The organism is Polaromonas sp. P1_E3 (assembly GCF_056405935.1).
On record NZ_JBFUBD010000035.1, the window covers coordinates 1 to 23,058 of the forward strand.

General features: G+C 63.3%; 25 protein-coding genes. 10 read left to right on the top strand and 15 right to left on the bottom strand.

Translation table 11 applies throughout. The features are described 5' to 3' along the window. Positions 1-195: hypothetical protein (locus tag AC1D0Z_RS07490; protein WP_477657617.1), on the top strand; the 195-nt coding region annotated here is incomplete at its 5' end. Here the strand turns inward: AC1D0Z_RS07490 and AC1D0Z_RS07495 are convergent. The 3 genes from AC1D0Z_RS07495 to AC1D0Z_RS07505 all read right to left on the bottom strand — a co-directional run bounded on the left by AC1D0Z_RS07495 (position 173) and on the right by AC1D0Z_RS07505 (position 3,468). Further along, positions 173-1,771: an ABC transporter substrate-binding protein gene (locus tag AC1D0Z_RS07495; RefSeq protein ID WP_477657618.1), complete on the bottom strand. Its 1,599-nt coding sequence runs from the start codon at positions 1,769-1,771 to the stop codon at positions 173-175. The genes AC1D0Z_RS07490 and AC1D0Z_RS07495 overlap by 23 nt on opposite strands. A gap of 230 nt (positions 1,772-2,001) precedes the next feature. Next, positions 2,002-3,000: an aldo/keto reductase gene (locus AC1D0Z_RS07500; protein WP_477657619.1), complete on the bottom strand. Its 999-nt coding sequence runs from the start codon at positions 2,998-3,000 to the stop codon at positions 2,002-2,004. Positions 3,001-3,060: 60 nt separating this feature from the next. Beyond that, entirely contained in the window at positions 3,061-3,468 is a 408-nt protein-coding gene (locus AC1D0Z_RS07505; RefSeq protein ID WP_477657620.1) for a MerR family transcriptional regulator, read from the bottom strand. 151 nt (positions 3,469-3,619) lie between these two features. Here AC1D0Z_RS07505 and AC1D0Z_RS07510 point away from each other — a divergent pair, with 151 nt between their 5' ends. After that, positions 3,620-3,877 carry a hypothetical protein gene (locus AC1D0Z_RS07510; protein ID WP_477649662.1) on the top strand — a complete coding sequence of 86 codons (258 nt, stop codon included), beginning with the start codon at positions 3,620-3,622 and terminating at the stop codon, positions 3,875-3,877. A gap of 49 nt (positions 3,878-3,926) precedes the next feature. Here AC1D0Z_RS07510 and AC1D0Z_RS07515 read toward each other — a convergent pair whose 3' ends face one another. Continuing rightward, the gene (locus AC1D0Z_RS07515; protein ID WP_477657621.1) at positions 3,927-4,334 is read right to left on the bottom strand and encodes a hypothetical protein; all 408 of its coding nucleotides are present in this window, start codon (positions 4,332-4,334) and stop codon (positions 3,927-3,929) included. Positions 4,335-4,529: 195 nt separating this feature from the next. Here AC1D0Z_RS07515 and AC1D0Z_RS07520 point away from each other — a divergent pair, with 195 nt between their 5' ends. After that, positions 4,530-5,081 carry a DUF1439 domain-containing protein gene (locus tag AC1D0Z_RS07520; RefSeq protein WP_477657622.1) on the top strand — a complete coding sequence of 184 codons (552 nt, stop codon included), beginning with the start codon at positions 4,530-4,532 and terminating at the stop codon, positions 5,079-5,081. 135 nt (positions 5,082-5,216) lie between these two features. Here the strand turns inward: AC1D0Z_RS07520 and AC1D0Z_RS07525 are convergent, their stop codons facing one another. The 3 genes from AC1D0Z_RS07525 to AC1D0Z_RS07535 all read right to left on the bottom strand — a co-directional run bounded on the left by AC1D0Z_RS07525 (position 5,217) and on the right by AC1D0Z_RS07535 (position 6,599). Then, positions 5,217-5,714: a hypothetical protein gene (locus AC1D0Z_RS07525; RefSeq protein WP_477657623.1), complete on the bottom strand. Its 498-nt coding sequence runs from the start codon at positions 5,712-5,714 to the stop codon at positions 5,217-5,219. Between the two features lie 248 nt (positions 5,715-5,962). Continuing rightward, the gene (locus tag AC1D0Z_RS07530) at positions 5,963-6,163 is read right to left on the bottom strand and encodes a hypothetical protein (RefSeq protein ID WP_477657624.1); all 201 of its coding nucleotides are present in this window, start codon (positions 6,161-6,163) and stop codon (positions 5,963-5,965) included. 76 nt (positions 6,164-6,239) lie between these two features. After that, entirely contained in the window at positions 6,240-6,599 is a 360-nt protein-coding gene (locus tag AC1D0Z_RS07535) for a hypothetical protein (protein WP_477657625.1), read from the bottom strand. 226 nt (positions 6,600-6,825) lie between these two features. Here AC1D0Z_RS07535 and AC1D0Z_RS07540 point away from each other — a divergent pair, with 226 nt between their 5' ends. Continuing rightward, entirely contained in the window at positions 6,826-8,007 is a 1,182-nt protein-coding gene (locus tag AC1D0Z_RS07540; RefSeq protein WP_477657626.1) for an NAD(P)/FAD-dependent oxidoreductase, read from the top strand. Between the two features lie 108 nt (positions 8,008-8,115). On the opposite strand, the gene AC1D0Z_RS07545 is transcribed toward AC1D0Z_RS07540, so the two are convergent. Then, complete coding sequence (locus AC1D0Z_RS07545) at positions 8,116-9,126, bottom strand: aldo/keto reductase (protein ID WP_477657627.1); 1,011 nt, start codon at positions 9,124-9,126, stop codon at positions 8,116-8,118. A gap of 147 nt (positions 9,127-9,273) precedes the next feature. Here AC1D0Z_RS07545 and AC1D0Z_RS07550 point away from each other — a divergent pair, with 147 nt between their 5' ends. Next, the gene (locus AC1D0Z_RS07550) at positions 9,274-10,203 is read left to right on the top strand and encodes a LysR family transcriptional regulator (protein ID WP_477657628.1); all 930 of its coding nucleotides are present in this window, start codon (positions 9,274-9,276) and stop codon (positions 10,201-10,203) included. Positions 10,204-10,310: 107 nt separating this feature from the next. Here AC1D0Z_RS07550 and AC1D0Z_RS07555 read toward each other — a convergent pair whose 3' ends face one another. The 4 genes from AC1D0Z_RS07555 to AC1D0Z_RS07570 form a co-directional block, all read right to left on the bottom strand. Continuing rightward, complete coding sequence (locus tag AC1D0Z_RS07555) at positions 10,311-11,354, bottom strand: SDR family oxidoreductase (RefSeq protein ID WP_477657629.1); 1,044 nt, start codon at positions 11,352-11,354, stop codon at positions 10,311-10,313. After that, positions 11,354-12,445, bottom strand: a complete 1,092-nt coding sequence (locus AC1D0Z_RS07560; RefSeq protein ID WP_477657630.1) for an SDR family oxidoreductase — start codon at positions 12,443-12,445, stop codon at positions 11,354-11,356. Before AC1D0Z_RS07560 ends, AC1D0Z_RS07555 begins: the two co-directional genes overlap by 1 nt. 215 nt (positions 12,446-12,660) lie before the next feature. Further along, the gene (locus AC1D0Z_RS07565; protein ID WP_477657631.1) at positions 12,661-13,140 is read right to left on the bottom strand and encodes a peroxiredoxin family protein; all 480 of its coding nucleotides are present in this window, start codon (positions 13,138-13,140) and stop codon (positions 12,661-12,663) included. 107 nt (positions 13,141-13,247) lie between these two features. Further along, entirely contained in the window at positions 13,248-13,796 is a 549-nt protein-coding gene (locus AC1D0Z_RS07570) for a carboxymuconolactone decarboxylase family protein (protein ID WP_477657632.1), read from the bottom strand. A 176-nt stretch (positions 13,797-13,972) separates the two neighbouring features. Between AC1D0Z_RS07570 and AC1D0Z_RS07575 the strand changes: the two genes are divergently transcribed. Continuing rightward, entirely contained in the window at positions 13,973-14,836 is an 864-nt protein-coding gene (locus tag AC1D0Z_RS07575; RefSeq protein ID WP_477657633.1) for an AraC family transcriptional regulator, read from the top strand. 38 nt (positions 14,837-14,874) lie between these two features. Here the strand turns inward: AC1D0Z_RS07575 and AC1D0Z_RS07580 are convergent, their stop codons facing one another. Both AC1D0Z_RS07580 and AC1D0Z_RS07585 read right to left on the bottom strand, forming a co-directional pair. After that, positions 14,875-17,283 carry a glucose/quinate/shikimate family membrane-bound PQQ-dependent dehydrogenase gene (locus AC1D0Z_RS07580; protein WP_477657634.1) on the bottom strand — a complete coding sequence of 803 codons (2,409 nt, stop codon included), beginning with the start codon at positions 17,281-17,283 and terminating at the stop codon, positions 14,875-14,877. Positions 17,284-17,505: 222 nt separating this feature from the next. Next, positions 17,506-18,714 (bottom strand): MFS transporter, encoded by a 1,209-nt coding sequence (locus AC1D0Z_RS07585; RefSeq protein WP_477657635.1) that lies wholly within the window; start codon positions 18,712-18,714, stop codon positions 17,506-17,508. A 126-nt stretch (positions 18,715-18,840) separates the two neighbouring features. Between AC1D0Z_RS07585 and AC1D0Z_RS07590 the strand changes: the two genes are divergently transcribed. Beyond that, positions 18,841-19,791 (top strand): LysR family transcriptional regulator, encoded by a 951-nt coding sequence (locus AC1D0Z_RS07590; protein ID WP_477657636.1) that lies wholly within the window; start codon positions 18,841-18,843, stop codon positions 19,789-19,791. Positions 19,792-19,804: 13 nt separating this feature from the next. Here AC1D0Z_RS07590 and AC1D0Z_RS07595 read toward each other — a convergent pair whose 3' ends face one another. Next, positions 19,805-20,707 (bottom strand): LysR substrate-binding domain-containing protein, encoded by a 903-nt coding sequence (locus tag AC1D0Z_RS07595; RefSeq protein ID WP_477657637.1) that lies wholly within the window; start codon positions 20,705-20,707, stop codon positions 19,805-19,807. 78 nt (positions 20,708-20,785) lie between these two features. Between AC1D0Z_RS07595 and AC1D0Z_RS07600 the strand changes: the two genes are divergently transcribed. The 3 genes from AC1D0Z_RS07600 to AC1D0Z_RS07610 all read left to right on the top strand — a co-directional run. Further along, positions 20,786-21,688 carry an N-formylglutamate amidohydrolase gene (locus AC1D0Z_RS07600; protein ID WP_477657638.1) on the top strand — a complete coding sequence of 301 codons (903 nt, stop codon included), beginning with the start codon at positions 20,786-20,788 and terminating at the stop codon, positions 21,686-21,688. Continuing rightward, complete coding sequence (locus AC1D0Z_RS07605; protein WP_477657639.1) at positions 21,685-22,677, top strand: Bug family tripartite tricarboxylate transporter substrate binding protein; 993 nt, start codon at positions 21,685-21,687, stop codon at positions 22,675-22,677. Before AC1D0Z_RS07600 ends, AC1D0Z_RS07605 begins: the two co-directional genes overlap by 4 nt. A gap of 183 nt (positions 22,678-22,860) precedes the next feature. Next, positions 22,861-23,058, top strand: a 198-nt coding sequence (locus tag AC1D0Z_RS07610; protein ID WP_477657640.1) for a porin, incomplete at its 3' end; no start/stop codon positions are given.

Below are 23,058 nucleotides of genomic sequence, written 5' to 3' on the forward strand. Positions count from 1 at the left end.
GGCCTCACGCCGTCCCTCATCGGCACCATCACGTTGCGTTCAATCACCACAGCAAGATTGCTGAACGTCGAGTCTTTCATTGATTACCCTGGTTCGGCTCGGATTGGAGCGCCACCGGTGCTGACACCAGCACCGGTGACCCCCTCACCTCACCCCTATTCGTTGATCTGTTTTACTTCGAAGCCGCTTCCTTGATGGCACTCGCCACCGTGAACCCGTCACTTCGCGGAACCATGCTCAGGCCCTTGCGCAGTCCCCATGCAGTCTTCGCGTTATGCACCGGCACGATGGCAACGTCCTCCGCGGCAACCCTTGCGGCCGTTCGCAGCAACTCTTCGCGTTCCTTTTCACTCAATGTTTTTGATGCAGAGCGGATCGCCGCGTCAAACTCCTTGTTGCTGTACCGGCCATAGTTGTTGGCTCCGGTCCCCAAGGCCTTGTCAAAGGTGTGGACAACGGCGGTGTACGGCTCCAGCGAATCACCGAGAACCGCACCAATGCCAAACATGGCCAGGCTGAATTCAGGCTCGCCACCAGCTCCGCCGCTTGTCGCCCGGGTAACAAAGTTGGCGTAGGGGAGCGTCCTTGCGTCGGTTTTTATCCCCGCCTGGGTCAACATCTGTGCAATTGCTTCGCAGACCCGTGCGTCGTTGAGGTACCGGTCATTTGTGCAGTGCAGAACCACCTTGAATCCGGAGGGGTAGCCTGCCTCGGCCAGCAAGGCTTTGGCCTGCGCCGTGTCTCCCGACTTAAGCTTCAGCGCGGGCTCGTACCCGAAGAAGCCGGCCGGAACAATCTGCGTCGCTGGTTCCGCATCGCCCTTCATGACGAACTTGTTAATGGCGTCCCTGTTAATGGCCACTGTGATGGCCTGACGGACTCTTTTGTCCTGGAACGGGTTCTTGGCCAGCGGTTTCCCGTCATGACTGGTGACATAAGGCGAAACCGCCCGAAGTTGATCCATGGACAGGTAGTTGAGTAGATAGGAGGTCGTAGAGACTACCGACACCTTGTCGCTTTTCTTCAAGGTCTCGCTCAAGCTACCGGCAGCGCCATCAATGACATCGACACTTCCGCCCAGCATTGCCGCCGCTCTCGCCGGTTCTTTCGGGATGAATTGGTAAATCACTTTTGACCAGGCCGGTTTTGAGCCCCAGTACGCGTCATTGCGTGTCATGGCCACTTGCTGGCTTGGAATGAGTCCTGCGTACTTGAAGGGACCGGTGCCCACCGCCGCCTTGCCGTTCTCGAAGTCCTCCTCCTTGATCTCCGCCCCGCTTCCTTTCGGAAGAATGGCTACGAGACCTACGTTTTCAGGCAGAGTGGGCGCGGCTTCCTTCGTCTTGATGATGACTGTCAGCGGATCCTGGACCCGAACGCTGTCGACCGCTCTCAAATACGTCTTGAATGTTCGCGGGCCGGCCAGCGCCCTGGCCCTGTCCAGCGAGAACTTCACGTCGTTGGCCGTCATCGGTTCGCCGTTGTGAAATTTGACGCCGGGGCGCAACTTGAATTCCCATTGTTTTTCGTCTATCGCCTTCCAGGACAAGGCCAGCAGAGGAACAGGGTGCAGCTTTTCATCCTGGCCAATCAGCGAGTCGTAGACGTTCATCCAGACGCTGCGATTGGCGGCGCCCAGAACGTGGGGATCGGCAGAAGTGACTTCAGCCTTGAACCCGATCCGTAAATCGGCTGCTGACGTCATGCCCGAAAGCGTCACTGCCACAGCAGCCGCCAGCACCCGGCGGGGACAAGTTAGTGCGATTCCCATTCTGAGCTCCATGAAGTTAGACCAGGCTTTTACGCCAAGGCAAATACAAATGTATCGTTGAATGATACATCGTATTGTTGTACGATACAACAACTCCAGAATTTTCGCTGCACCGGCCTGACGGAATCATCAGCCAGCGAGGGGCTTTTGACCAGCGGGAACATGGAACCGGCCGGGTTCAGCGCAGGCGAAGCCGCCGGCCTGTCCCGCGCAAGGAGTTTCAGCCTGCGTCACGCATTGACCGTACCCAAAAACGACGCGGGGTAGCGCAGGCCAGCGGCGGCATCGGGCGGGAAAGCCTTGTCGAGCTGGACCAGCTCGGCGGGGCTCAAGGTGACGTCGAGCGCGCCGATGTTCTGGTCGAGGTAGCTGCGGCGCTTGGTGCCGGGGATGGGAATGATGTCGTTGCCGTGCGCCAGCACCCAGGCCAGCGCAACCTGCGATGCGGTGACACCCTTGGCCGCCGCCAGGTCCTTCACGGTATCGACCAGTGCCAGGTTGCGCTTGAAATTTTCTTCGGCAAAGCGCGGCGAGAACTTGCGGCGGTAGTCGTCGGCGGGCAGGTCTTCAGGCTTGGTGAAGGCGCCCGTGAGAAAGCCGCGGCCCAGCGGTGAATACGCGACAAAGCTCACACCGTGCTCGCGGCAGGCGGCCAGCGTGCCGGTGACTTCGGGGTCACGCGTCCACAGCGAATATTCGCTTTGCAGTGCGGCAATGGGGTGCACCTTGCAGGCGCGGGCCACCGTGGCGGCAGAGGCTTCCGACAGGCCTAGAAAGCGTACCTTGCCGGCCTTCACGAGTTCTGCCATGGCGCCCACGGTGTCTTCAATGGRCACGGCTTTATCGACGCGGTGCTGGTAGTAGAGGTCGATCTGGTCGAGCCCCAGGCGTTTGAGGCTGGCGTCGCAGCTGGCCTTGACGTACTCGGGCCGGCCGTTCACGCCGCGCGCCGCTTCATTGGCCGGGTCACGCGTGATGCCGAACTTGGTCGCGATGAACACGTCCTGGCGGCGGCCGGCGATGGCCTTGCCGATCAACAGCTCGTTGGTGTGCGGGCCATAGATATCCGAGGTGTCGAGGAAATTGAGGCCCTGGTCGAGCGCATGGTGAAGGGTGGCGATGGACTCGGTGTCGTCGCGGTTGCTGTAAAAGTCGCTCATGCCCATGCAGCCGAGGCCGATGGCGGAGACGGAAGGGCCATTGCGGCCGAGGATGCGGGTTTTGATCATGATGGGTTACCTTGGGTTGAAGGATTGGTTGGGGTTGGTTTTCAGTCGGATTGGGTGGATTCAGGCGCGTTTAGGCACGGCGCGCAGCTCTTCGTACAGGCCGATTTTTTTGCGGATGAACTGCAGGGTTTCGCGCTGGGCGCGGATCCCGGCTTCGAGGCGTGCTGCGTGTTCTTCGAGCAGGGTTTGCCGCTCGGCCAGGCTGGCGGCGGTATTGCCTTTGCGCAGCAGCTGGGCATAGCGCTGCATGTGGCGCATCGACATGCCGGTGGCACGCAGACGCACCAGGAAGTCCAGCCAGCGCATGTCGGCGTCGCTGTAGCGGCGCGCGCCGCTGCACCGGTCAATGGGTGCGATCAAGCCGATCTGCTCGTAATAGCGCAGCGTATAAGCGCTGAGCCCTGAGGCTTCTGCGGCTTCGGCAATGCTTAATGAGACGGTGGGGGAGCCAATGGTTGCGGTGGTCATGGAGGGACTGTAAAACTTCGAGCGCACTCGAAGTCAAGCCCCTTTTTCGCAGAGGGTGTTTTGGCTACCGCGGCCAGTGGAAATAGCGGGCTAATCGCTTCGCCTCACCAGCGGCGACAATGGGGGACATCCTGCAACGCAAGAGCACCCCATGACCCAAGCCCAAGACCCCAACCGCGCCAGCGAACTCAAAAAGATGGAACTCTGCGACTCGTGCGCGGGGATCCAGCGCAACTGGCGCAAGGCGCCCGGGCATCCGGAGCTGGTGCAGGGCGACCCCCGCCATGAAACGCGCCGCCACGGGCTGATCACCATCACCCGCTACAAGTGCGACCGCTGCGGCACGGCCTGGGAGTATGAGAACGACAAGACCAACCAGAAGGCCGGCTGGTCGGTGGTGGGCCGCTAGGGCGACTCAACCGCAGGCCGGTTTACCGTTCTGCCTTTATCGTTCCGCCTTACCGTTCAGCGTTAGCGCGCTTGACGACGGCGTCGCACTCGGCGCGAAGCTTCTGCAGCTTGCCCTTCTCGGCATGAAAAACCTTGTCATCGAGAGAGCGAACCGCCTTCATGCCGGAGAGGCCGGCCAGGTAAGACGCTTTTTCAAGCGCGTTTTTGCAAGGCCGGAACTGATCAAACGGATCGGGCGCCTCTTTGGCCGCGGGCCACTGCTTGCGCTGCCCGTCCAGCGCGGCCTGCGTCAGCCGCAGCCGCTGGGCGTACTTCATGGCTTCGGGTTCCATGGCCCCGATGGCGTATTCGTTGAGGACACGCTGCGACCTGATCGCCAGGGCCAGCGCATCCTGCTCGCCCTTGGTGGGTTGCGCGCTGACCAGGGTGGAGGCCGCCATCAACAGAAAGGTCAAGAAGGTTCGCATCACACCGACCATACAGGAATTGAACCTTTACAGAGACTTTTGGCTCCCACCGGCTGAACACTGACCGCAATACGGGCTTATGAATGACATGCGCGGTGCAGCGCTGGCGGCACGATATGAGCATGAAGAGCGCCAAGGCCTAAGGTCCTGACGCTTGAGCCTTGAAGCCAGAAAGGACATTGAATGAAACGACGACTGTTGCTTGCCTCGGGTGGCGTTGCTTGCATGGCCTTTTTCAGCGCGCACGGCCAGCCCAGTTACACCGTCACCACTGCCCAATTGCAAGACGCGATTGCCAGGCGCTTTCCGATGCGCAAGCGCGCTGAAGGCATTCTCGACCTGACCGTACAGGCGCCGCAACTGCGCATGCTGACGGCACATAACCGCCTGGGCGCGGTGATGGCCGTAGAGGCCGGTGGCCAGGCACTGCGGCGCGCTTACCCCGGCACCTTTGACCTGGACTTTGCGCTGCGCTATGAGGCGAGCGACATGACGATTCGCGCGCATGAACTGCGTGTGAATGCATTGCAATTCGACGGCTTGCCGCCACAGGCCTCGATGCTGCTGGGCAGCTACGGGCCACAGCTGGCAGAGCAGGCGCTGCAGGGCGCCGTGCTGCACACCCTCAAGCCGGAAGACCTGGCGCTGCCCAACAGCATGGGCGTGCAGCCCAGCACGATTACCGTGACCGACAAAGGGCTGGTCATCGCTTTTGTGAACAAGCCGATGAGTTGAGGAAACGACCGCATTGGCTGTGTTAGCCGCGCTGCGCGCGCGCAGCGATGCAATCCTCGCCCGCAGAAGGCCAAAAAAAAGACAGGCCAAAGGCCTGTCTTTTTGCATCAGCGGGCTCAGCGCCCGCGTTGCAACTTACTTGGCGCCAGCTGCCTTGACGTCGGTCTTGGCTTCTGCCTTGACTGCGTTGGTGTCGAGCTTGGCGTTGGCTTTGTCGGCACCGGTGGAGACTTTCACTGAATCCACTTTGGCATTGGCATCCACTTTGGTGGAAGCAGCTTTGGCGTCTGCCTTGATCACGGTTTTCTCAGCCTTGGCGTCGGCCTTGGTTTTATCGTTAGCGTCTGCCTTGGCGGCTTTGGCAGCTTTGGCCTCAGCCTTGGCTTTTGCCTTGGCAGCCTTGGCGTCTGCCTTGGCGGTTTTTGCAGCGGCTGCAGCTTCTGCCTTCGCGACTTTGGCGTCGGCCTTGGCATCTACCTTGGCTTCGCTCTTCACGGCGCCATCGATTGCCTTGTCGGCCTTGGCTTCAGCCTTGACGACGGCGGGGGTCGCTGGTGCAACGGGTGCCGGGGTTTGTGCGGAAGCAATGCCGACGAACAGGGTGGCGATCAGGGTAGCGAGCAGTTTGTTCATGAGAGTCCTTTGAATATGGATGAAGGAAATGTTGTTGTCACGTAGCCTGTGTTCAACGGGGTTGCATGCTGTGCTGTTGACGCATCACACACACCGTTGCACAACACACCTGCGCTTTACATGGTTTGTCGCTGCACAGCGACAAATGCGCGCGAAACTGCTGCGGCACGTAGGAGATGAAGCCTCCGGCGTGTAGCTCTTTACGCCGCCACATTCGGTGCACCCATCTGCAACTAACGGCGCAAGCCCTACTCGTCGAGCAGATCACCCCGGTAGAAACTCCAGGCCGTTCCATCGTGCAGGTAGAAATGGCCGTCGGCACAAAAGTCCTTGCCCGGAAAGAACTCGCGATATGCCTTGGGGACGAGCCGTACCAGCTGTTCGTCACTGAGCTCGTCGAACTGCTCGGGCGTGATGGGTTTGCCGACTCTGGGTTTGAAGGATTCCATGGGTGGGACGAGTAGCTGAAATGTCAATATGGACTAGCTGACGTTCTGACTGAATGGTCGATGAACGCTGAATGACTCATCGCTCATTTTCAAGGCTTTCGATAAATTTTCTGTACGCGTAATTTCGGTACGTGGTCCAGGCAATAACCGGAAGGTACCCAAGAGTGAGCCCGAGCATCCACGGAGCCATTTGACGAACCGCTCGGCCCTTATGTGAGCCTCCTCCGATGATTGGGTCAGAGCCGTAAAGCAATGCAACGAAATACTCCACAGCAAATGCGCCTAAAAGAGCGAGCGCAAAGAGACCGAGTGCGATCACGATGCCTGCGAAGATACCGCGAGCCCAGACTGCGACTGCGAGTATCGCAATGTGTATTGGGACAAACAATGCCCAGAAGAAAAACGACTTCAGCCAAAAATCAGGCAGTATGGGCATGGCGCGCAGTTTTATGTTGTCAGATGCAGGTCGGCAGATCATATTGGATGAATGGCAGCTAGACGAGCCGCACAATTCAACCAGCGCAAGCAAATAGTCACCGTTGGTGCACACGCCGCAGCCCTCACCCCGGTCCTCTCCGAGAGAAGAGGGAGCAAAAACTCCGAGTCACGACGGCGGTGCAATGTAGGATGACATAGGCGCCTTGAAGACAACATCAAACGGCATGAGCAACACAACACATCAACAGCAAGTCGTCGTCATCATCGGCGGCGGCGTGATCGGCAGTGCCATCGCGTACTTCCTGGCATCGCACCCACGCTTTGGCGGCAACATCACGGTGATTGAGCGCGACCCGACCTACACGCAAGCCTCTTCAGCGCTTTCGGCCAGCTCGATCCGCCAGCAATTCTCACAGCCGGTGAACATTGCGGTGTCGCAGTTCGGCATTGAGTTCCTGCGCAACATCAAAGAGCACCTGGCCGTCGACGGCGATGTGCCCGACATCGGATTGACGGAGCGCGGTTACCTTTACCTGGCAACGGAGGCGGGTGCGGCTACCTTGCGGGAGAACCACGCCACGCAGCGCGCGCACGGTGTTGACGTGGCGCTACTCACACCGGCCGAAGCGCAGCAACGTTTTCCGTGGCTGCAGGTGGATGACCTGGCGCTGGCGTCGCTGGGCCTTTCGGGCGAAGGCTGGTTTGACGGCTACGGTTTGCTGATGGCCTTCAAGCAAAAAGCGCGCAGCCTGGGCGTGCAGTATGTGAAGGCCGAGGCCGCCGGCTTCGTGCACGGTGCGGGCCGCGTGACGGCCGTCATGCTGAAAGGCGGCGCGCAGCTGCCCTGCGACTGGGCGGTGAATGCGGCAGGGGCCTGGGCACGGCCGCTGCTGGCGGGCACCGGCCTTGACTTGCCGGTGTATGGCCGCAGGCGCTGTGTGTATGCGTTTGCCAGCCCCACCAAAACACCCGGTTGCCCGTTGGTGATTGACCCAGGCGGTTTGTGGTTCCGGCCCGAGGGTGACATATGGATTTGCGGCCTTCCGCCCGCGCAAGACGACAACGATGTGCCGCTGGAAGTGGACTACGAGCTCTTCGACCAGGCCTGGCTCACATTGGCCAACCGCGTGCCGGGCTTTGAAGCCGTGCGCATGCAGCGCGCGTGGGCCGGCTACTACGAATACAACACGCATGACCACAATGCGCTGCTGGGGCCGCATCCGCACCTGCCCAACCTGCTGCTGGCCAATGGCTTCAGCGGCCACGGCTTGCAGCAATCACCGGCGGTGGGGCGCGGCCTGGCGGAGTGGATGGCGGAAGGCGCGTACACCAGCCTGGACTTGTCGCCGCTGGCGGCACAGCGACTGGTAGAGGGGCGCAGCTTGCTGGAGAAGAACGTGATCTAGCCAAGGGTTCACGCCTTCCGCCCCTGCTGCCGCTTTTCTTGCTCCCGAATTGATAGCTGCTTGCGCACGGCCTGCAAGGGCTGCAGGCCAATTTGTATCAATTCGCGCTTACTTTTCGCTGTCCAGGTGGCCCATCTGGTGGGCGTCGTAGCGGGTGCCTGCCACCGCGTCGGCGGGCAACGCAGCTTCGATGCGCTGCAGGTCTTCGGCGCTGAGCTGAAGCTTCAGCGCGCCCAGCGCTTCCTCGAGCTGGGCTGGCTTGCGCGAACCGACCAGCGCCACCATGTCGACGCCCAGCGCCTTGCCGCGCGCAATGACCCAGGCAATCGCTACTTGCGATGCCGTGGCGCCCATGCCGGCAGCGAGCTGGTGCAACACATCAACGAGCTGCTGGTTCTTCAGCGCGTTGTCGCCGGTAAAGCGCGGCAGGTGGGCGCGGAAGTCGCCTGGGCCCGTGGGCTTGGAGCCCGACAGCAAACCACGCGACAGCACACCGTAGGGCGTGACGCCGATGCCCAGCTGCTTGAGCACGGGAAAGATTTCCGCCTCAGGACCGCGGCTGACCAGCGAGTATTCAATCTGCAGGTCGCTGATGGGATGCACGGCATGCGCCTTGCGGATGGTCTGCACGCCGACTTCGCTGAGGCCGATGTGGCGCACATAACCCGCCTTGACCATGTCGGCCATGGCGCCAATCGTGTCTTCGATCGGCACGTTCGGGTCGAGCCGGGCGATGCGGTAGATGTCGATGTGGTCGGTGCCCAGGCGCTGCAGGGTGTACGCCAGAAAGTTTTTGACGGCGGCGGGCCGGCCGTCCATGCCGATCCAGCCCGCTGACGGGTCGCGCAGCGCACCGAACTTCACGGAGATCAGCGCCTCATCGCGCCGGCCTTTGAGCGCCCGGCCGATCAGCATCTCGTTGTGGCCCATGCCGTAGAAGTCGCCGGTGTCGATCAGGTTGACGCCGGCGTCGAGTGCGGCATGAATCGTGGAGATGCCTTGCGCCTCGTCGTGGGCGCCGTACATGCCCGACATGCCCATGGCACCGAGGCCAATGGCCGAGACAGATTGCGGGCCGCGAAAGCCCAGGCGGGTGGAGGGCAGGATATTCGTGTTCATGGGGAGCCTTTTCGTAAAAAGTGGGTCAGTGTTGGGATGGGCAGATAAGTGAGCAGGTGAATGAACTGTATTGGTTTGAATTAAAAGAATAAACTGCCTATAAACAAAATAACTGTTATCGTTTTCAAGAACAATAAGGCGAAAATCATGAGCGTTGATCGCTACAAGGCGATGGAAGTCTTCACACGCGTGGTGGACCTGGGCAGCTTTACCGCGGCAGCCACCGCGCTGCACATGCCCAAAGCCAGGGTGACCACGGTGGTGCAGGAACTTGAAGCACACCTCGGCGTCCGCCTGCTGAACCGCACCACGCGCACCTTGAGCCTGACGGACGACGGCGCGCTGTACCACCAGCGGGCGCTGGCCATGGTGCAGGACATGGGCGAGCTGGAAGGCACATTGCGCCGGGCCGTGGCCACACCGGCAGGGCGCCTGCGCGTGGATGTGCCGGCGGCGGTGGGCCGCCACGTGATTTCACCGGCGCTGCCGGAATTCTTCAAACGCTACCCCGACATGGTGCTGGAACTGGGCAGCACCGACAGGCCTGTGGACCTGGTTGCCGAAGGCGTGGACTGCGTGATCCGCGGCGGCCTCGTGCACGACGAGACCCTGGTGGCGCGGCCGCTGGGCCGGCTGGCGGTGGTGACCTGCGCCGCGCCTTCTTACCTGGCGCAGTACGGCACACCCAAGACCCTGGAAGACCTGGAGCAGCACCGCTTTGTGAACTTTCATTCCGCCAAGACAGGGCGGGTGTTTCCGTTTGAATTTTCAAAAGACGGTGATGTGCGGCAGGTTCACCGCCCGCACTGGGTCAGCTGCAACGATGCGGACAGCCACATGGGCGCGGTGCTGGCCGGCCTGGGCTTGTCGCAGCCGCCGCTGACGCGCCGCACCTGCGCGCTGCTGGCCAACGGTGACCTGGTGCGCGTGCTGCCTGACTGGCAGCCCGAAGCGCTGCCGATGATGGTGCTGTACCCGCGCAACCGCCACCTGACGGCCAAGGTGCGCGCCTTTGCCGACTGGGTGGCGGAAGTGTTCAAGGCGGAATTCGCGGCGGGGGCCAAGCTGTATTCGTGAGTTTGCTATATTTTTAATAGCTGCTTGCGCTCGTTGTTATTGGGCTGCAAGGCGTTTTCCCTAAGAAAACCGCCGGCACCTGCCTCCGCTTTAGTCAGTTCGTCAGCTCAACGCCGCACCTGCCGCACCTGCCGCACCTGCCGCTGCCATTGATGCTGCAGTTTTTCCAGCGGCGTGCGCGGCCTGTGCCGGGCATGCCACCACCACGCCACGCCCAACCCCACCAGCGCGGCTGTGCCCACAACGGCCGGTGTGCCTGGCGGCAGGCGCTTGCGGTAGCCGCCATCAATGGCGGTGTTCTGCGACGGCGTGAACAGGTTGCCGTCGCTCGTGGCCACTGCAGCGGAGCGCTTCAGTGCGGAGCCTGCCATCCAGTTCATGAAGCGGCCCAGCAAACGGGGCGCGAGCGCATGCGCCATGCGGCCGGGAATGGCCACGCTGCCGATCTGCACCGATGGGCGCGGCGACCGCGCCAGCGACACCAGTACTCCTGCCACGCGGCGCGGGTCTACCAGCGGCGGCGTGGGCCGCACACGGTGGCCGGTGTAGTTGGCGCCGTGCGACACACCGGGTGTGTCGACAAAAGTGGGGTAGACCTCGCACACATGGATGTCCGGCGCATCCGACAGCTCGGCGCGCAGGGATTCTGACAAACCGCGCAGGCCGAACTTGCTGGCCGTGTAGGCAGCCGCATAGGGCGCGGGCACATAGCCGCCGATGGAGACCATGTTGATCAGCGTGCCGCGGCCGCGCGCGCGAAAGTGCGGCAGCACGGCATAGGCGCCATGCAGGTGCCCCAGCAGGTTGGCTTCGATGACGCGGCGGTGCGACTCCAGCGGCGTTTGCTCAAACCGGCCGATGGCGCCGACGCCGACGTTGTTGATCCACACGTCCACCTGGCCAAAATGCCGGAGTGCGTTTTCGGCAAGCCGGCTGACGGCTGCGGCGTCGGTCACGTCGGTTGGCACCGCCAGCACGCTGGCGCCGGCCGCGCGGCATTCAGCGGCCACGGCGCCCAGTGCCTCGGGCCCGCGAGCGGCCAGCACCAGGCACGCGCCCGCATCGGCAAAGGCCAGTGCGGTGGCGCGGCCGATGCCACTGGACGCACCCGTGAGCACGACAACCTGGCCGGGTAACGTTGCCGCCGCCATCAGGGGCCTCCCCGGCCGCCGGTGCTGCCGTAGACATTGCCGGTGGTGTAGCTGCTTTCGGCCGAGGCCAGCAGCACAAACACCGGCGCGATTTCTGCCGGCTGGCCAGGGCGGCCCAGGGGTGTGTCGCCGCCGAACTTGGGCAGTTCATCGGGCAGCTGCCCGCCGCTGGGCTGCAGCGGCGTCCAATAGGGGCCGGGGGCGACGGCGTTGACACGGATGCCGCGTGTGGCCAGTTGCTTGGCCAGGGATTTGGTGAAGGCGACGATGGCCGCCTTGGTCGACGCGTAGTCGAGCAGCTGCTCGGGCGGCTCGTACGCCACCACCGACGCGGTGTTGATGATGGCCGCACCGGCCGGCATGACCTGCACTGCGGCCTTGGTGATCCAGAACATCGCATAAAGATTGGTCTTGAGCGTCTGGTCGAACTGCTCGGTGGTGATGTCGAGGATGGATTTCTGCGCGGCCTGTTTGGCTGCGTTGTTGACGAGGATGTCGAGCCCGCCCAGGCCGCGTGCCGACTCCGCCACCAGTCGCTGGCAAAACGCTTCGTCGCGGATGTCACCCGGGATTGCCACCACGCGGCGCCCTTCATTGCGGATGAGCTGCACCACTTCCTGGGCGTCGGGCTCTTCCATGGGCAGGTAGTTGATGGCCACGTCGGCGCCCTCGCGCGCGTAGGCGATGGCGGTGGCGCGGCCAATGCCCGAGTCGCCGCCGGTGATCAGGGCCTTGCGCCCCAGCAGGCGGCCGGAGCCCACGTAACTGTTCTCGCCGTGGTCAGGCCGCGGGTTCATGCGGCCGGCCAGCCCCGGCCAGGGCTGTGTCTGCGCGGGAAAGGGCGGGCGCGGATACAGGTTGCGCGGGTCCTGCATGGGGCGGCGCACACGCGCGGCGCCCGGCACCACCTGCGCGGGTATTTGCGCCTGGGCCGCTCCGCCGGCCAGCAACACGGGCGCGGCCGCGAGGCCCGCGCCCACAAAGTTCAGCGCAGCGCGGCGCGAGGGCGGGCGGTCTTTCGCGCTGGCTTGCCTGTCGGATGTACGGCCGGTGGCCGGGTGGTTGGGGTCCCTGGGGTCTTGAGGCTTCATGGTGCGGCTTTCAAAGAACACAAACCCCCAGCGTGGGCGCGCACCCGCCTGCCAGGTGTCTGCAAATTTACCTGGGCCACGTCAGACAAAGACGATGCGAACTGGAAGACGGCTTAAGGGTGCCCTTCGATGGGCGCTATTGAATTTATAGCTGCTGGCGCACGTCCTTAAAGCGCTACAGCCTTGTTTGATCCACAACGCTCTTCACCCTGGCTTCAGGCGGCCTCGGCCAGCAGTTGCCCTATGGCCGAGCCGACGGTCAGGTCGTCCAGGTGCCCGAAGTGACTCAGCCGTAAATGGCCTTGCCTGTCGATCAGCACCAGGCTGGGTGTGCCGCGCAACTGATACGCCGCCATGGTTTGCGGGATGGGGCCGTCCGGTGCGGGCAAGTCAGCACCGATGGGAAAGCGTAGGCGCTGCTCATGCACAAACACCTGCAGCGCCTCATGGGTCATCACGCGGTGATGCTCGAACACGGTGTGGATACCGATGACAGCGACCGACGATTCGGGAAATGCCTGGCGTATTGCCACGGCCTGTGGCAGGCCATGGCTCACGCAGGCCGGGCACAATATCTGGAAGGCGTGCATGACGACGACCTTGCCGCGCAGGGATGCGAGCGTGATGGGTGACGGTGTGTTGAGCCAGTGCCCGATATGCCAATCGGGTGCCAGAGAATGTTTTTTGGTTTGCATGAAGGCTTTCAGAGGGCTGGTCAGAGGGCGCCCTTTAAAAAATATGTTCAGCGCGGCCGGTATGCCGCAGGCCGCGCGTGCCAGGGCAAGGTCCGGCCGGCAAAGCGTCAGGCAGCCGCGCGGCTCAGCTTGACGGGCGCGAAATCAACCGGCACCGCAAACGCCACATTGACGTAGTTGGTGAAAAGGTTGAGCGCCACGTGTGCGAGGATCTCCACGATCTGCTCGTCGTTGAAGCCGGCCTGCCGAACAGCCTGCACATCTGCGCCGGACACATTGCCGCGTTCGTTCACCAGCTTCAGTGCAAACGCGAGCACCGCAGCGGTGGCCGGGTCGGCGGACTCACCGCGCTGTGCGGCGGCCATGCCTTCAACGCTGACGCCGGCCTTGCGGCCCAGCGCCGTGTGCGCGGCCAGGCAGTATTCGCAGGCGTTGCGGTCAGCCACCGCCACGGCGATCTGCTCACCCAGCTGGGCGTTAATGACACCACCGCCCAGCGCACCGAACGAGCCCCACATGCTTTTGAGTGCGGCGGGCGAGTTGGCCACGGCCCTGAACATATTGGGTGTGGCGCCAAAAGCCTGGTTCACCTGGTCGAGCAGGGCCTTGCGGTCGGCGGAGGTGGCGGTACGGTCGATCAATGGAATGCGTGACATGGTGAAGTCCTTTGGAGGTTGAAGAGTCGCGGTGGAGGGATAACATTTGTGCGGCGGGGCTTGTGGGAGCGCTTGCTGCACAGAAAGAAGTTTCGCGCGACAATCTGGATCTATTGGATGAATTCGTCCATCAAATCATCCTTACCGTCCAATGAAGTCTCAACGCCAGCCCATACATGACCACGCCCTCCGAAGGAATTGACCGGCTTTCCGCTGTGATGGAGCGCTTTCGCGTGCGGGCCCACATGTTCCACAACGGGCCGCTGTGCGGGGTGACGCGCTTCACGCCAGAGGCCGGGCTGGGTTTTTTGCACGTGATGCGGCGCGGCACCATGGTGGTAACGCACCGCACGGGAACCGGCGCGCCCAGGCGGGTGAAGGTGAACGAGCCCAGCCTGGTGTTTTACCCACGGCCGCTGGCGCATGACTTTCACAACGCGCCGGTGGAGGGCGCTGATTTCACCTGCGCCACGCTGGCATTCGACGGCGGCGCCAATCACCCGCTGGCGCGTGCGCTGCCCGCCCTGGTGGTGTTGCCGCTGGCACGCGTTCCGGGGCTGGAGCACACGCTGGCCCTGCTGTTTGCCGAAACCGCGCAGGTGCGCTGCGGCCAGCGGCTGCTGGCTGACCGATTATTTGAAGTGCTGCTGCTGCAACTGCTGCGCTGGCTGCTGGACCATCCTGAAGAAAGCGGCGTGCCCGAAGGTCTGCTGGCCGGGCTGGCCGAACCGCGACTGGCGCGTGCACTGGTGGCGGTGCATGAAAACCCCGGGCATGCGTGGAGCCTTGAGCGTCTGGCGCAATCGGCCGGCATGTCGCGCAGTGCGTTTGCACCGTTGTTCAAGCAAAAAGTGGGGCAAACACCCGCAGATTATCTGGCGACATGGCGGCTGGCCGTTGCGCAGGCCGAGCTGCGTAACGGCCAATCGCTAAAGGCCATCGCCGCGCAGCTGGGATACGCCAGCGCCTCGGCGCTGTCACGCCTCTTTCTGCAGAAGACGGGGGTTTCTCCGCGTGAATGGGTCAAGGCGCTGGCGTAGCACCGCTGGGCTTGCGGTCGTGTTGCTCCTCCGCGGCCTCAGCCACCCGGCTGAAGGACATAAGCCCTGACATAGTCGCCGGCCTTGGTGCCCAGCGAGCCATGGCCGCCGGCCACCACCAGCACATACTGCCGGCCGTCGGCACCGGTGTAGGTCATGGGCGTAGCCTGGCCGCCGGCGGGCAGGCGGCTCTTCCAGATTTCCTTGCCGGTGTTCACGTCGTAGGCGCGCAGGTAGTAGTCGAGCGTGCCGGACAGGAAGGCTACGCCGCCCGCCGTGGTCAGTGGCCCGCCGAGATTGGGCACGCCCATGCGGAAGGGCAGGGGCACGGGCGCCAGGTCGCGCACGGTGCCGTTTTTATGCTGCCAGGCAATGGCGCCTGTGGTCAGGTCGGCGCCGGCCACATAGCCCCAGGGCGGCGCCTGGCATGGAATGCCCAGCGGCGAGACAAACGCACTGAGCTTGACGGCAAAGGGCGCGCCGAAATTTTCATTGAGCGACGGCAGGCTTCCCTCGGGCCGCTCCTTGCCCTGCACCAGGAGGGACGTGTCGTCGGTGCGCGGCACGAGTTGGGAGACAAAGGCCAGGTAGGTCGGCGTGGCGAAGACCATCTGACGCTCCGGATCCACCGCCACACCGCCCCAGTTGAACACGCCGAAGTTGCCGGGATAGATCAGCGAGCCTTGCGTGGAAGGCGGCGTGAACCGGCCCTCATAACGCAGGCGGTGAAAGGCGATGCGGCAATAGAGCTGGTCGAACAGGGTGGCGCCCCACATGTCGCTTTCAGTCAACGGCGGCGGGTTGAACGACAGCGCTGAATTCGGCTGGGTGGGCGCGGTGCGGTCGCCCTGCGCGGCGCCCTGCGGCGCCGGCGACTCCAGCACGGGCAGCACGGGCGTGCCGGTGCGGCGGTCAAGCACGAAGATCTCGCCCTGCTTGGTGGGCTGGACCAGCGCTGGCACCTTGCTGCCACCGACGGTGAGGTCCACCAGGCTGGGCTGGGCCGGCACGTCGTAGTCCCACAGGTCGTGGTGCACGGTCTGGAAGTTCCAGCGCACCTTGCCGGTGGCCAGGTCCAGCGCGACGATGGATGACGAATAGGTTTCGACGGCGGGGCTGCGCTGCCCACCCCACTGGTCGGGCGGCTGGTTGCCCAGCGGCACATAGACCATGCCCAGCGCTTCGTCGACGCTGGAGATGGACCAGCTGTTCGGCGAGTTGGGCGTGTAGCTTTGTCCTGCCGCGAGCGGGGCCGTGTCTTCAGGCTTGCCGGAGTCCCAGTTCCAGACCAGCCCACCGGTGTTGATGTCGTAGGCGCGGATCACACCGGATTGCTCTTTGGTCGAAACGTTGTCGAGCACGGTGCCACCCACGATGATGAGCTTTGATGTGACCACCACCGGTGAGGTGGAGTAATAGGCGCCCGGCTTGTGGTTGGGCATGCCGGCCCAGAGATCGATCTGCCCCTTGCCGCCGCCGAAGGAGGGGCAGACTTTTCCGGTGTCGGGATTGAGCGCGATCACGCGGCCGTCTGCCGTGGGCATGAAGAGTTTGGCTGGGCAGTCGGTAGGCGCGGCGGGCGCTGTTGCCGGACTTGCAGCAGCGGCGGGCGGCTGGTAAGACAGGCCGCGGCAGGTCAGGTGCTGCAGCGCGAGCTTGCCCTGGATCTCGGGGTTGAAACGCCAGGCTTCTGCACCGGTGGTGGCGTCGAGCGCAATGACGGACTGGTGCGGCGTGCACAGGAACAGCCGGTTGCCCACTTTCAGCGGCGTCACCTCGAAGGTGGTTTCTGCCGGGTCGCCAGGCTGGCCGCGCATGTCCCCGGTGCGGTACTGCCAGGCCATGCCCAGGTTCTCCACGTTCTCAGGCGTGATCTGGTTGAGCGGCGAGTAGCGCTGCCCCTGGCCGGTGCGCCCGTAGGCATGCCATTCGCCGGCAGGCACGGGGTCGGGTGCCGGGGCTGCCGCCGCGCCGGTGGGGGGCAGCGGCAGCATGCCCGTCACGCGATTGGCATCATGGAGCCAGGTGGCCACCGAAGCCACAAAGAAAAGTGCCAGCGCCGCGCCCAGTGCCCACTGGCCCGCGCGCACGCCGGACTGGCCCGGCGCTTCAGCCTGCATGGCGCGGGCGAGCATCGGGCTGAGCAGGAAAAGGCCGATGAGAAACGGCACGCCGCCACGTGCTGCGAGCGGCCACCAGTCAAGACCGGCCTCCCACAAAGCCCACGCCAGGGTGCCCACCATGACAAGCGCGTAGACCCAGAGCGCTATAGGCCCGTAGCGGATCAGCAGCATCCCGGTCAGCACAAAGCCGAAGCCGGCCACCACGTAATACCAGGAACCCCCCAGCACCACCAGCCAGATGCCCGGCAAGGCCAATACCAGTCCGATCAGCACAAGCACCAGGCCGGTAAAAAAAGCGGAACGAAGACGCGAGATGGCTGACAATTTTTGTTCTTCCTGGTGCTGATGGCTGATGCAGCCGCACAGGTTTTTAATTTAGTCCCGCATCGCGCTGCTGTGCGTCAGCCGCAGGCTCACGCAACTGTAGGCATGCGAAATAAATCGCTTGCAAAAATCAACCGATGGATAAGAAAGATACAGAAAGAATAAAAAAAGGCCTCTAGTGAGGCCTTTTTTTACGGCGAAGTACCGGGACGATATTCAGCGTCAAGCCGCGCAAGGAGCATACTTTTTGGCAGGCCACATCCGCACCGCCAACGCCGCTGCACCCGACACCGCAGCCATCACGCACACGCCCTGCCAACCCGCATGCGCCAGCACCACGCTGCCCAGCCACGCACCGCCTGCCATGCCACTGAACATGCCGATGAACAGCACCGCATTGAGCCGGCTGCGCGCGGCGGGTTCAATGCCGTAGACGATGGTCTGGTGAGCAATCAGCGTGGCCTGCGCGCCCAGGTCAAACACCACCGCGCCCAAGGCAATGAGCCACAGCTGGTTGGGGCCCAGGGCCATGGCGATGAAAGCCGCGACGACCAGCGCTGCGCCCAGCCGGGTTACGAGTTCAGGGCCTTTGCTGTCGGCGATGCGGCCGGCCAGTGGCGCTGCGAGCGCGCCGGCGGCGCCGGCCAGGCCGAAGGCACCGGCGGCGGCGCTGCCCAGGTTGAAAGGCCCGGCGTGCAGCATGATGGCCAGSGTGGACCAGAAGGCGCTRAAGCCKATGCTGATCARSCCCTGGGCMAGCGCTGCGCGGCGCAACGCGCTGTGACGCTTCCACAGCGTGGCCAGTGAGCCSAGCAGCGCCAGGTARGGCARCTGCGTGGTSGGCACAAAGCGCGGCAGGCGCCGCCAYACGGCCACGCCCAGCAGCGCAATGCTGAAGGCCGCGGCCACGAACATGCTGCGCCAGCCGGACTGCTCGGCCACCACGCCGGCCACCACGCGCGACAGCAGGATACCCAACAGCAGGCCGGTCATCACGGTGCCCACGGTTTTGCCGCGATGGGCTTCGGGTGCAAGCGTGGCGGCGGCCGGCACGATGTCTTGCGCCAGCGTGGCGGCGAGGCCGATCGCAAGGCTGGCCAGTGCGAGCACCGCCACGGACGGCGCGGCGGCGGCGAGCAGCAGCGCCAGCACCAGCGCRGCGGCCTTGCCGAGGATGATGCGCCGGCGGTCATAGCGGTCGCCCAGCGGCGCGAGTAGCCCAATGCCCAGCGCGTAACCGAGTGTGGTCAGCGTGGGCACCAGGCCGATGGCGGCGGGAGTGGACTTGAATTCAGCGAGCAGCAAGGCCAGCATGGGCTGGCTGTAATAAAGCGACGCCGCAGCCAGGCCCGCACCGGTGGCAAGCAGAAGGATCAGTGAAAACGGCAGGCTCGGAATGGCCTGGTCATGCGCATTAGCAATTGAAGTCATGGCAAAAATCCTCATAAATACCCCTGAAAGGGCAGGACGCGAGTATGCGAGCCCGGTTTCGTGCTGTGAAGGTGGCTATTGGGCACAATGGTCATACGCAAAGCGCATAAATAGCCAGGAACACGCATGAGAACCGCACCGGACCGGATTGAACTGATGCAGACCTTTGTTCGCATCGTGGAAGCGGGCAGCCTGTCTGCCGCCGCAGCGCAAATGAACGCCACGCAACCCACAGTCAGCCGGCGGCTACAGGCACTGGAACGCTCGCTGGGCCTGAAACTGCTGCAGCGCTCCACCCACGCGATGAAACTGACGGAGGGCGGTGAACGCTGCTTTGCCCATGCCAAGGAATTGCTGGGCAGCTGGGGGTCATTTGAGGCCGACCTGCGCGGCACCCAGGAAGTGCCGGAGGGCACACTGCGCGTGGTGGTGCCGCATGCCTTGGGCCAGCAGCAGCTGGTAGGGCCCATGGTGGACTATTTGCGGCGCCATGACCGGGTCACGGTGGAATGGCTGCTGCATGACGGCACCCCCGACTTCATCGCCCAGGGCATCGACTGCGCGGTGCATGTGGGTGCGGTGGAAGACCCCTCGCTGGTGGCCGTGAAGATTGCCGAAGTCCGGCGCATTGTGGTCGCGGCGCCTTCGCTGCTGCAAGGCAAGCCGGCGCCGATGCATCCAGTCGATCTGCAGACCCTGCCCTGGCTGGCGCTGCAAACCTTCTATCGCAACGAGGTGGTGCTCATGCGCCGCCACGCCGACCAGCGGCGTGAAGAGCACCGCTTTGCGATACGGCCGCGCCTGGGAACCGACAGCCTGTTTGCCCTGCGCAATGCCACGCTGCTGGGCCTGGGCGCGAGCATTGCCTCAACATGGCTGGTGGCGGACGACGTGGCCAGGGGCCGGTTGCTGCACCTGGCGCCGCAGTGGTGTGCCGAGCCTTTGCCGGTCTACCTGATCTATCCCTATTCGAGCTTTTACCCGGCCAAGCTGCGCCGCTTTATCGAAGCGCTGCGTGAGAGCCTGCCCCAGGGCATGGGCCTGCCGGCCCGCGATGACACGGCCGGCGCAGCCTGATCGCAGCGGCTAGTCAGGCGCTGGCTGTACTGGCAGCCTGCTCTTGCAGCCATAAGGCAAACGCTTCAACGGCGCGATTGCTGTGGGCGGCAGCTGATCGTTGGCAAAGGTAATATCCGCGCTTGATCAGGACCCGGGTGTCGAAGGGCAGGACCAGCTTGCCGCTTTCGAGTTCGCTCTCGATGAGGCACGGCTGGATGACGACGGCTCCCATGCCGGCGCATGCCGCGACGATGAGGTTGTTGCCCAGATCGAACCCCGGGCCCAATGCTGGCTTGGGCTGCTTTAAGCCTGCACCCTCCATCCACACGGCCCAGTTGTCGGGGTAGTTGATGTGATGAAGAAGGGTATGTGCGGCGAGATCCCGCGGATGCTGAATGCTTCGTGCAAGTGCGGGCGTGCACGCGGGCGTGATCTCGTTGCCCAGCAGATAGCGTCCGCGGATACCGCGTGGCCACCTGCTTCCGGGACGCCTGAGCGCGATCCACAGGTCCACGTCGTCGCGCTTGAAATCTTCGTCGAAATGGAATTGGCGCAGCTCCACTTCGACATTGGGGTTCAAGGACTTGAATTGCGCGAGCCTGGGGACCAGCCAGCGTGTCCCGAGGGTTGGTATGACGCTCACCCGCACTTTGCGTTGCGATGACTCTCCGCCGAACTTGGTGACGGCAGCCTCCAGTCCGGCGACATGGGTTTCGACCAGCTTCTGGAATTCGCGCCCGCGGGCCGTAGGCACCACGCCGGCCTGCTGGCGGTCGAACAGGCTGCAGCCGAGCCGTTGCTCCAGGCGCAGGATGGCCTGGCTGACGGCGCCCTGCGTGACGGAGAGAACTTCCGCCGCGCGGCGAAAACTCCCCAGCTGGCAGACCCCCAGAAACGCATGCAGTTCGGCCAGCGACGGCGACTTGAATTTCATGGCCGTATTAGATCATCTAATCAGCAGCTTTGAAATTGTCGTTTGTCGCGCGGCACTCGCGGCGCCACACTACCGGCCATGAGTCAAACCATCTCCCGCGCCGAACCCGTCAAGGTCGTCCGACCCGTCGTTGACCCCATTGCGCTAGTGTGCGACTCCCCACACAGCGGCACCTACTATCCGCAGGACTTCGATTTCTCCATTGAATTGCAGCAACTGCGGCAGTGCGAAGACACGCTGATCGAGCAGCTTTGGGATACGGCCCCGCTGGTCGGCGCGACACTGGTGCACGCGACGTTTCCCCGCAGCTACATCGACCCCAACCGCAGCGAGGACGACATTGACCTCTCCATGCTGGACGGTGAATGGGACGGGCCGGTGAAGCCCTCCCAGCCCTGCCTGCGACTGGGCAATGGCCTGGTGTTCAGCCAGACGCCGACACTACAGCCGATCTACAGCCGCCGCCTTCATGCCAGTGAAATCAAACACCGGATTGAAAGCTGCTGGCGGCCGTATCGCCATGCGCTAGAGGACGCACTGGCCCAGTCAAGCACCCAGCAGGGTAAACGGTGGCACCTCAACCTCCATTCCATGCCAAGCAACGCATATGTGCGCCTGGGGCTGCCGGACAAGCCCTTGGCCGACATCGTGCTGGGCAACTTGCATGGCGAGAGCTGCAGCGCGGCTTTCGCTGACTTCGTCGGGGACGAGTTCAAGCGGCAAGGCTACACCGTCGCGTTGAACGACCCCTATGCGGGGCAAGACCTGGTGCGCACTCTTGGCCGACCCGCACACGGACAGCACAGCCTGCAGATCGAAATCAACAGGGCGCTCTACCTTGACGAAAAGACGCGTGAGCCAAAGCGGCAGTTCCATGAACTCAGAAAACGTATCCACCTGGTGCTGCAGGCCATCGCGGGATACATCAGGGAAGAAGCCAATCATCCGAAAAGCCACTTCAACATCAAGGACACAGCATGAACATCATCAGCAACCGCCGCGGCTTCCTGGGCATTGCGGCCGGCGCGGCGGGCGCGGTGGCCTGCCCGGCCTTCAGCCAGACGCAGGCCTACCCAAGCCGTCCCATTACCCTGATCGTGCCTTTTCCCCCGGGCGGGGCGGTGGACATCTCAGCGCGTGCCATGGCCGACAAGCTGGGCAGGCTGCTGGGCCAGCCTGTTGTGATCGACAACAAGGCCGGCGCGGGCGGCGCGATCGGCACCGGCATTGTTGCAAAGGCCGCGCCTGACGGCTACACGCTGGTTGTTACTTCGCAGTCAACCCATGTGGTGAACCCCGCGGTATCGCCCAACCTGCCTTACGACGCAGTGAATGATTTCGCCTACATCACGCTGATCGACAGGCTGCCGAATGTGCTGGTTGCCAGCGCCAAGCTTCCGGTCAAGAACTTTGCCGAATTTGTGCGCTACGCCAAAGCAAACCCCGGCAAATTGAACTATGCGTCGTCGGGCAACGGTTCGGTAGCGCACCTGAGCATGGAGCTTCTCAAATCGAAGCTGGGCCTGTTCATCACCCACATTCCTTACCGCGGCGCGGGCCCCGCGTTGACCGACCTGCTTTCGGGACAGGTCCAGCTGACCTGGAACAACCTGCCCTCGAATCTGGCCATGCTGCAGAGCGGAAGCCTGCGCGCATTGGCCGTCGCCTCGCCGCTGCGCGCGCCGCAGTTGCCGGATGTTCCCACCTTCGACGAGCTCAAGCTGCCCGACCTGAACCTTACGTCGTGGACAGGGTTGGCAGCGCCGGCAAAAACGCCTGAGGCGATTGTGCAGAAGCTCTACGACGCGGTGCGTACCATCCTTCGCGACAAGGACACGCTGGAGGCCTGGCGCAAACGCGGCGCGATGCTTCCCGAGAACGTGCGACCGGCGGAATACCGCCAGGAGGTCATCCAGCGGATCCGCTTTTTCAAGGATATCGCCCAGGCCAACAAGATCGTCCTGGACTAACCGCCGCATGAACCCCAACCGCGTCATTGCAACGCGACTGCCGGACAGTTAACACCTGCACACCCCTGAATTTGCTGGCTTGCGAAGACGAAGTCTTCACAGGCGTGGGCGAGCCCTTGCCCGTGAATACCCTGCGGCGGCGAAGCATTTCCCGCCATCCATAAAAACTTCGAGGAGTGAGGAATGAACTACAAAATGACTTGCCTGGCTGCGATGGCTGCCGGCGCAATAAGCACCATAACCCCCGTCGCGCTGGCGCAAAGCACGGTAACGGTCTACGGGAGGGTGGACACGAGCTTTGAGAACTCAAAGACCGGCCCGGTCTCGCAGACGCTCATCACGGGCAACGCGTCCCGGTTCGGCTTCAAGGGAACCGAGGAC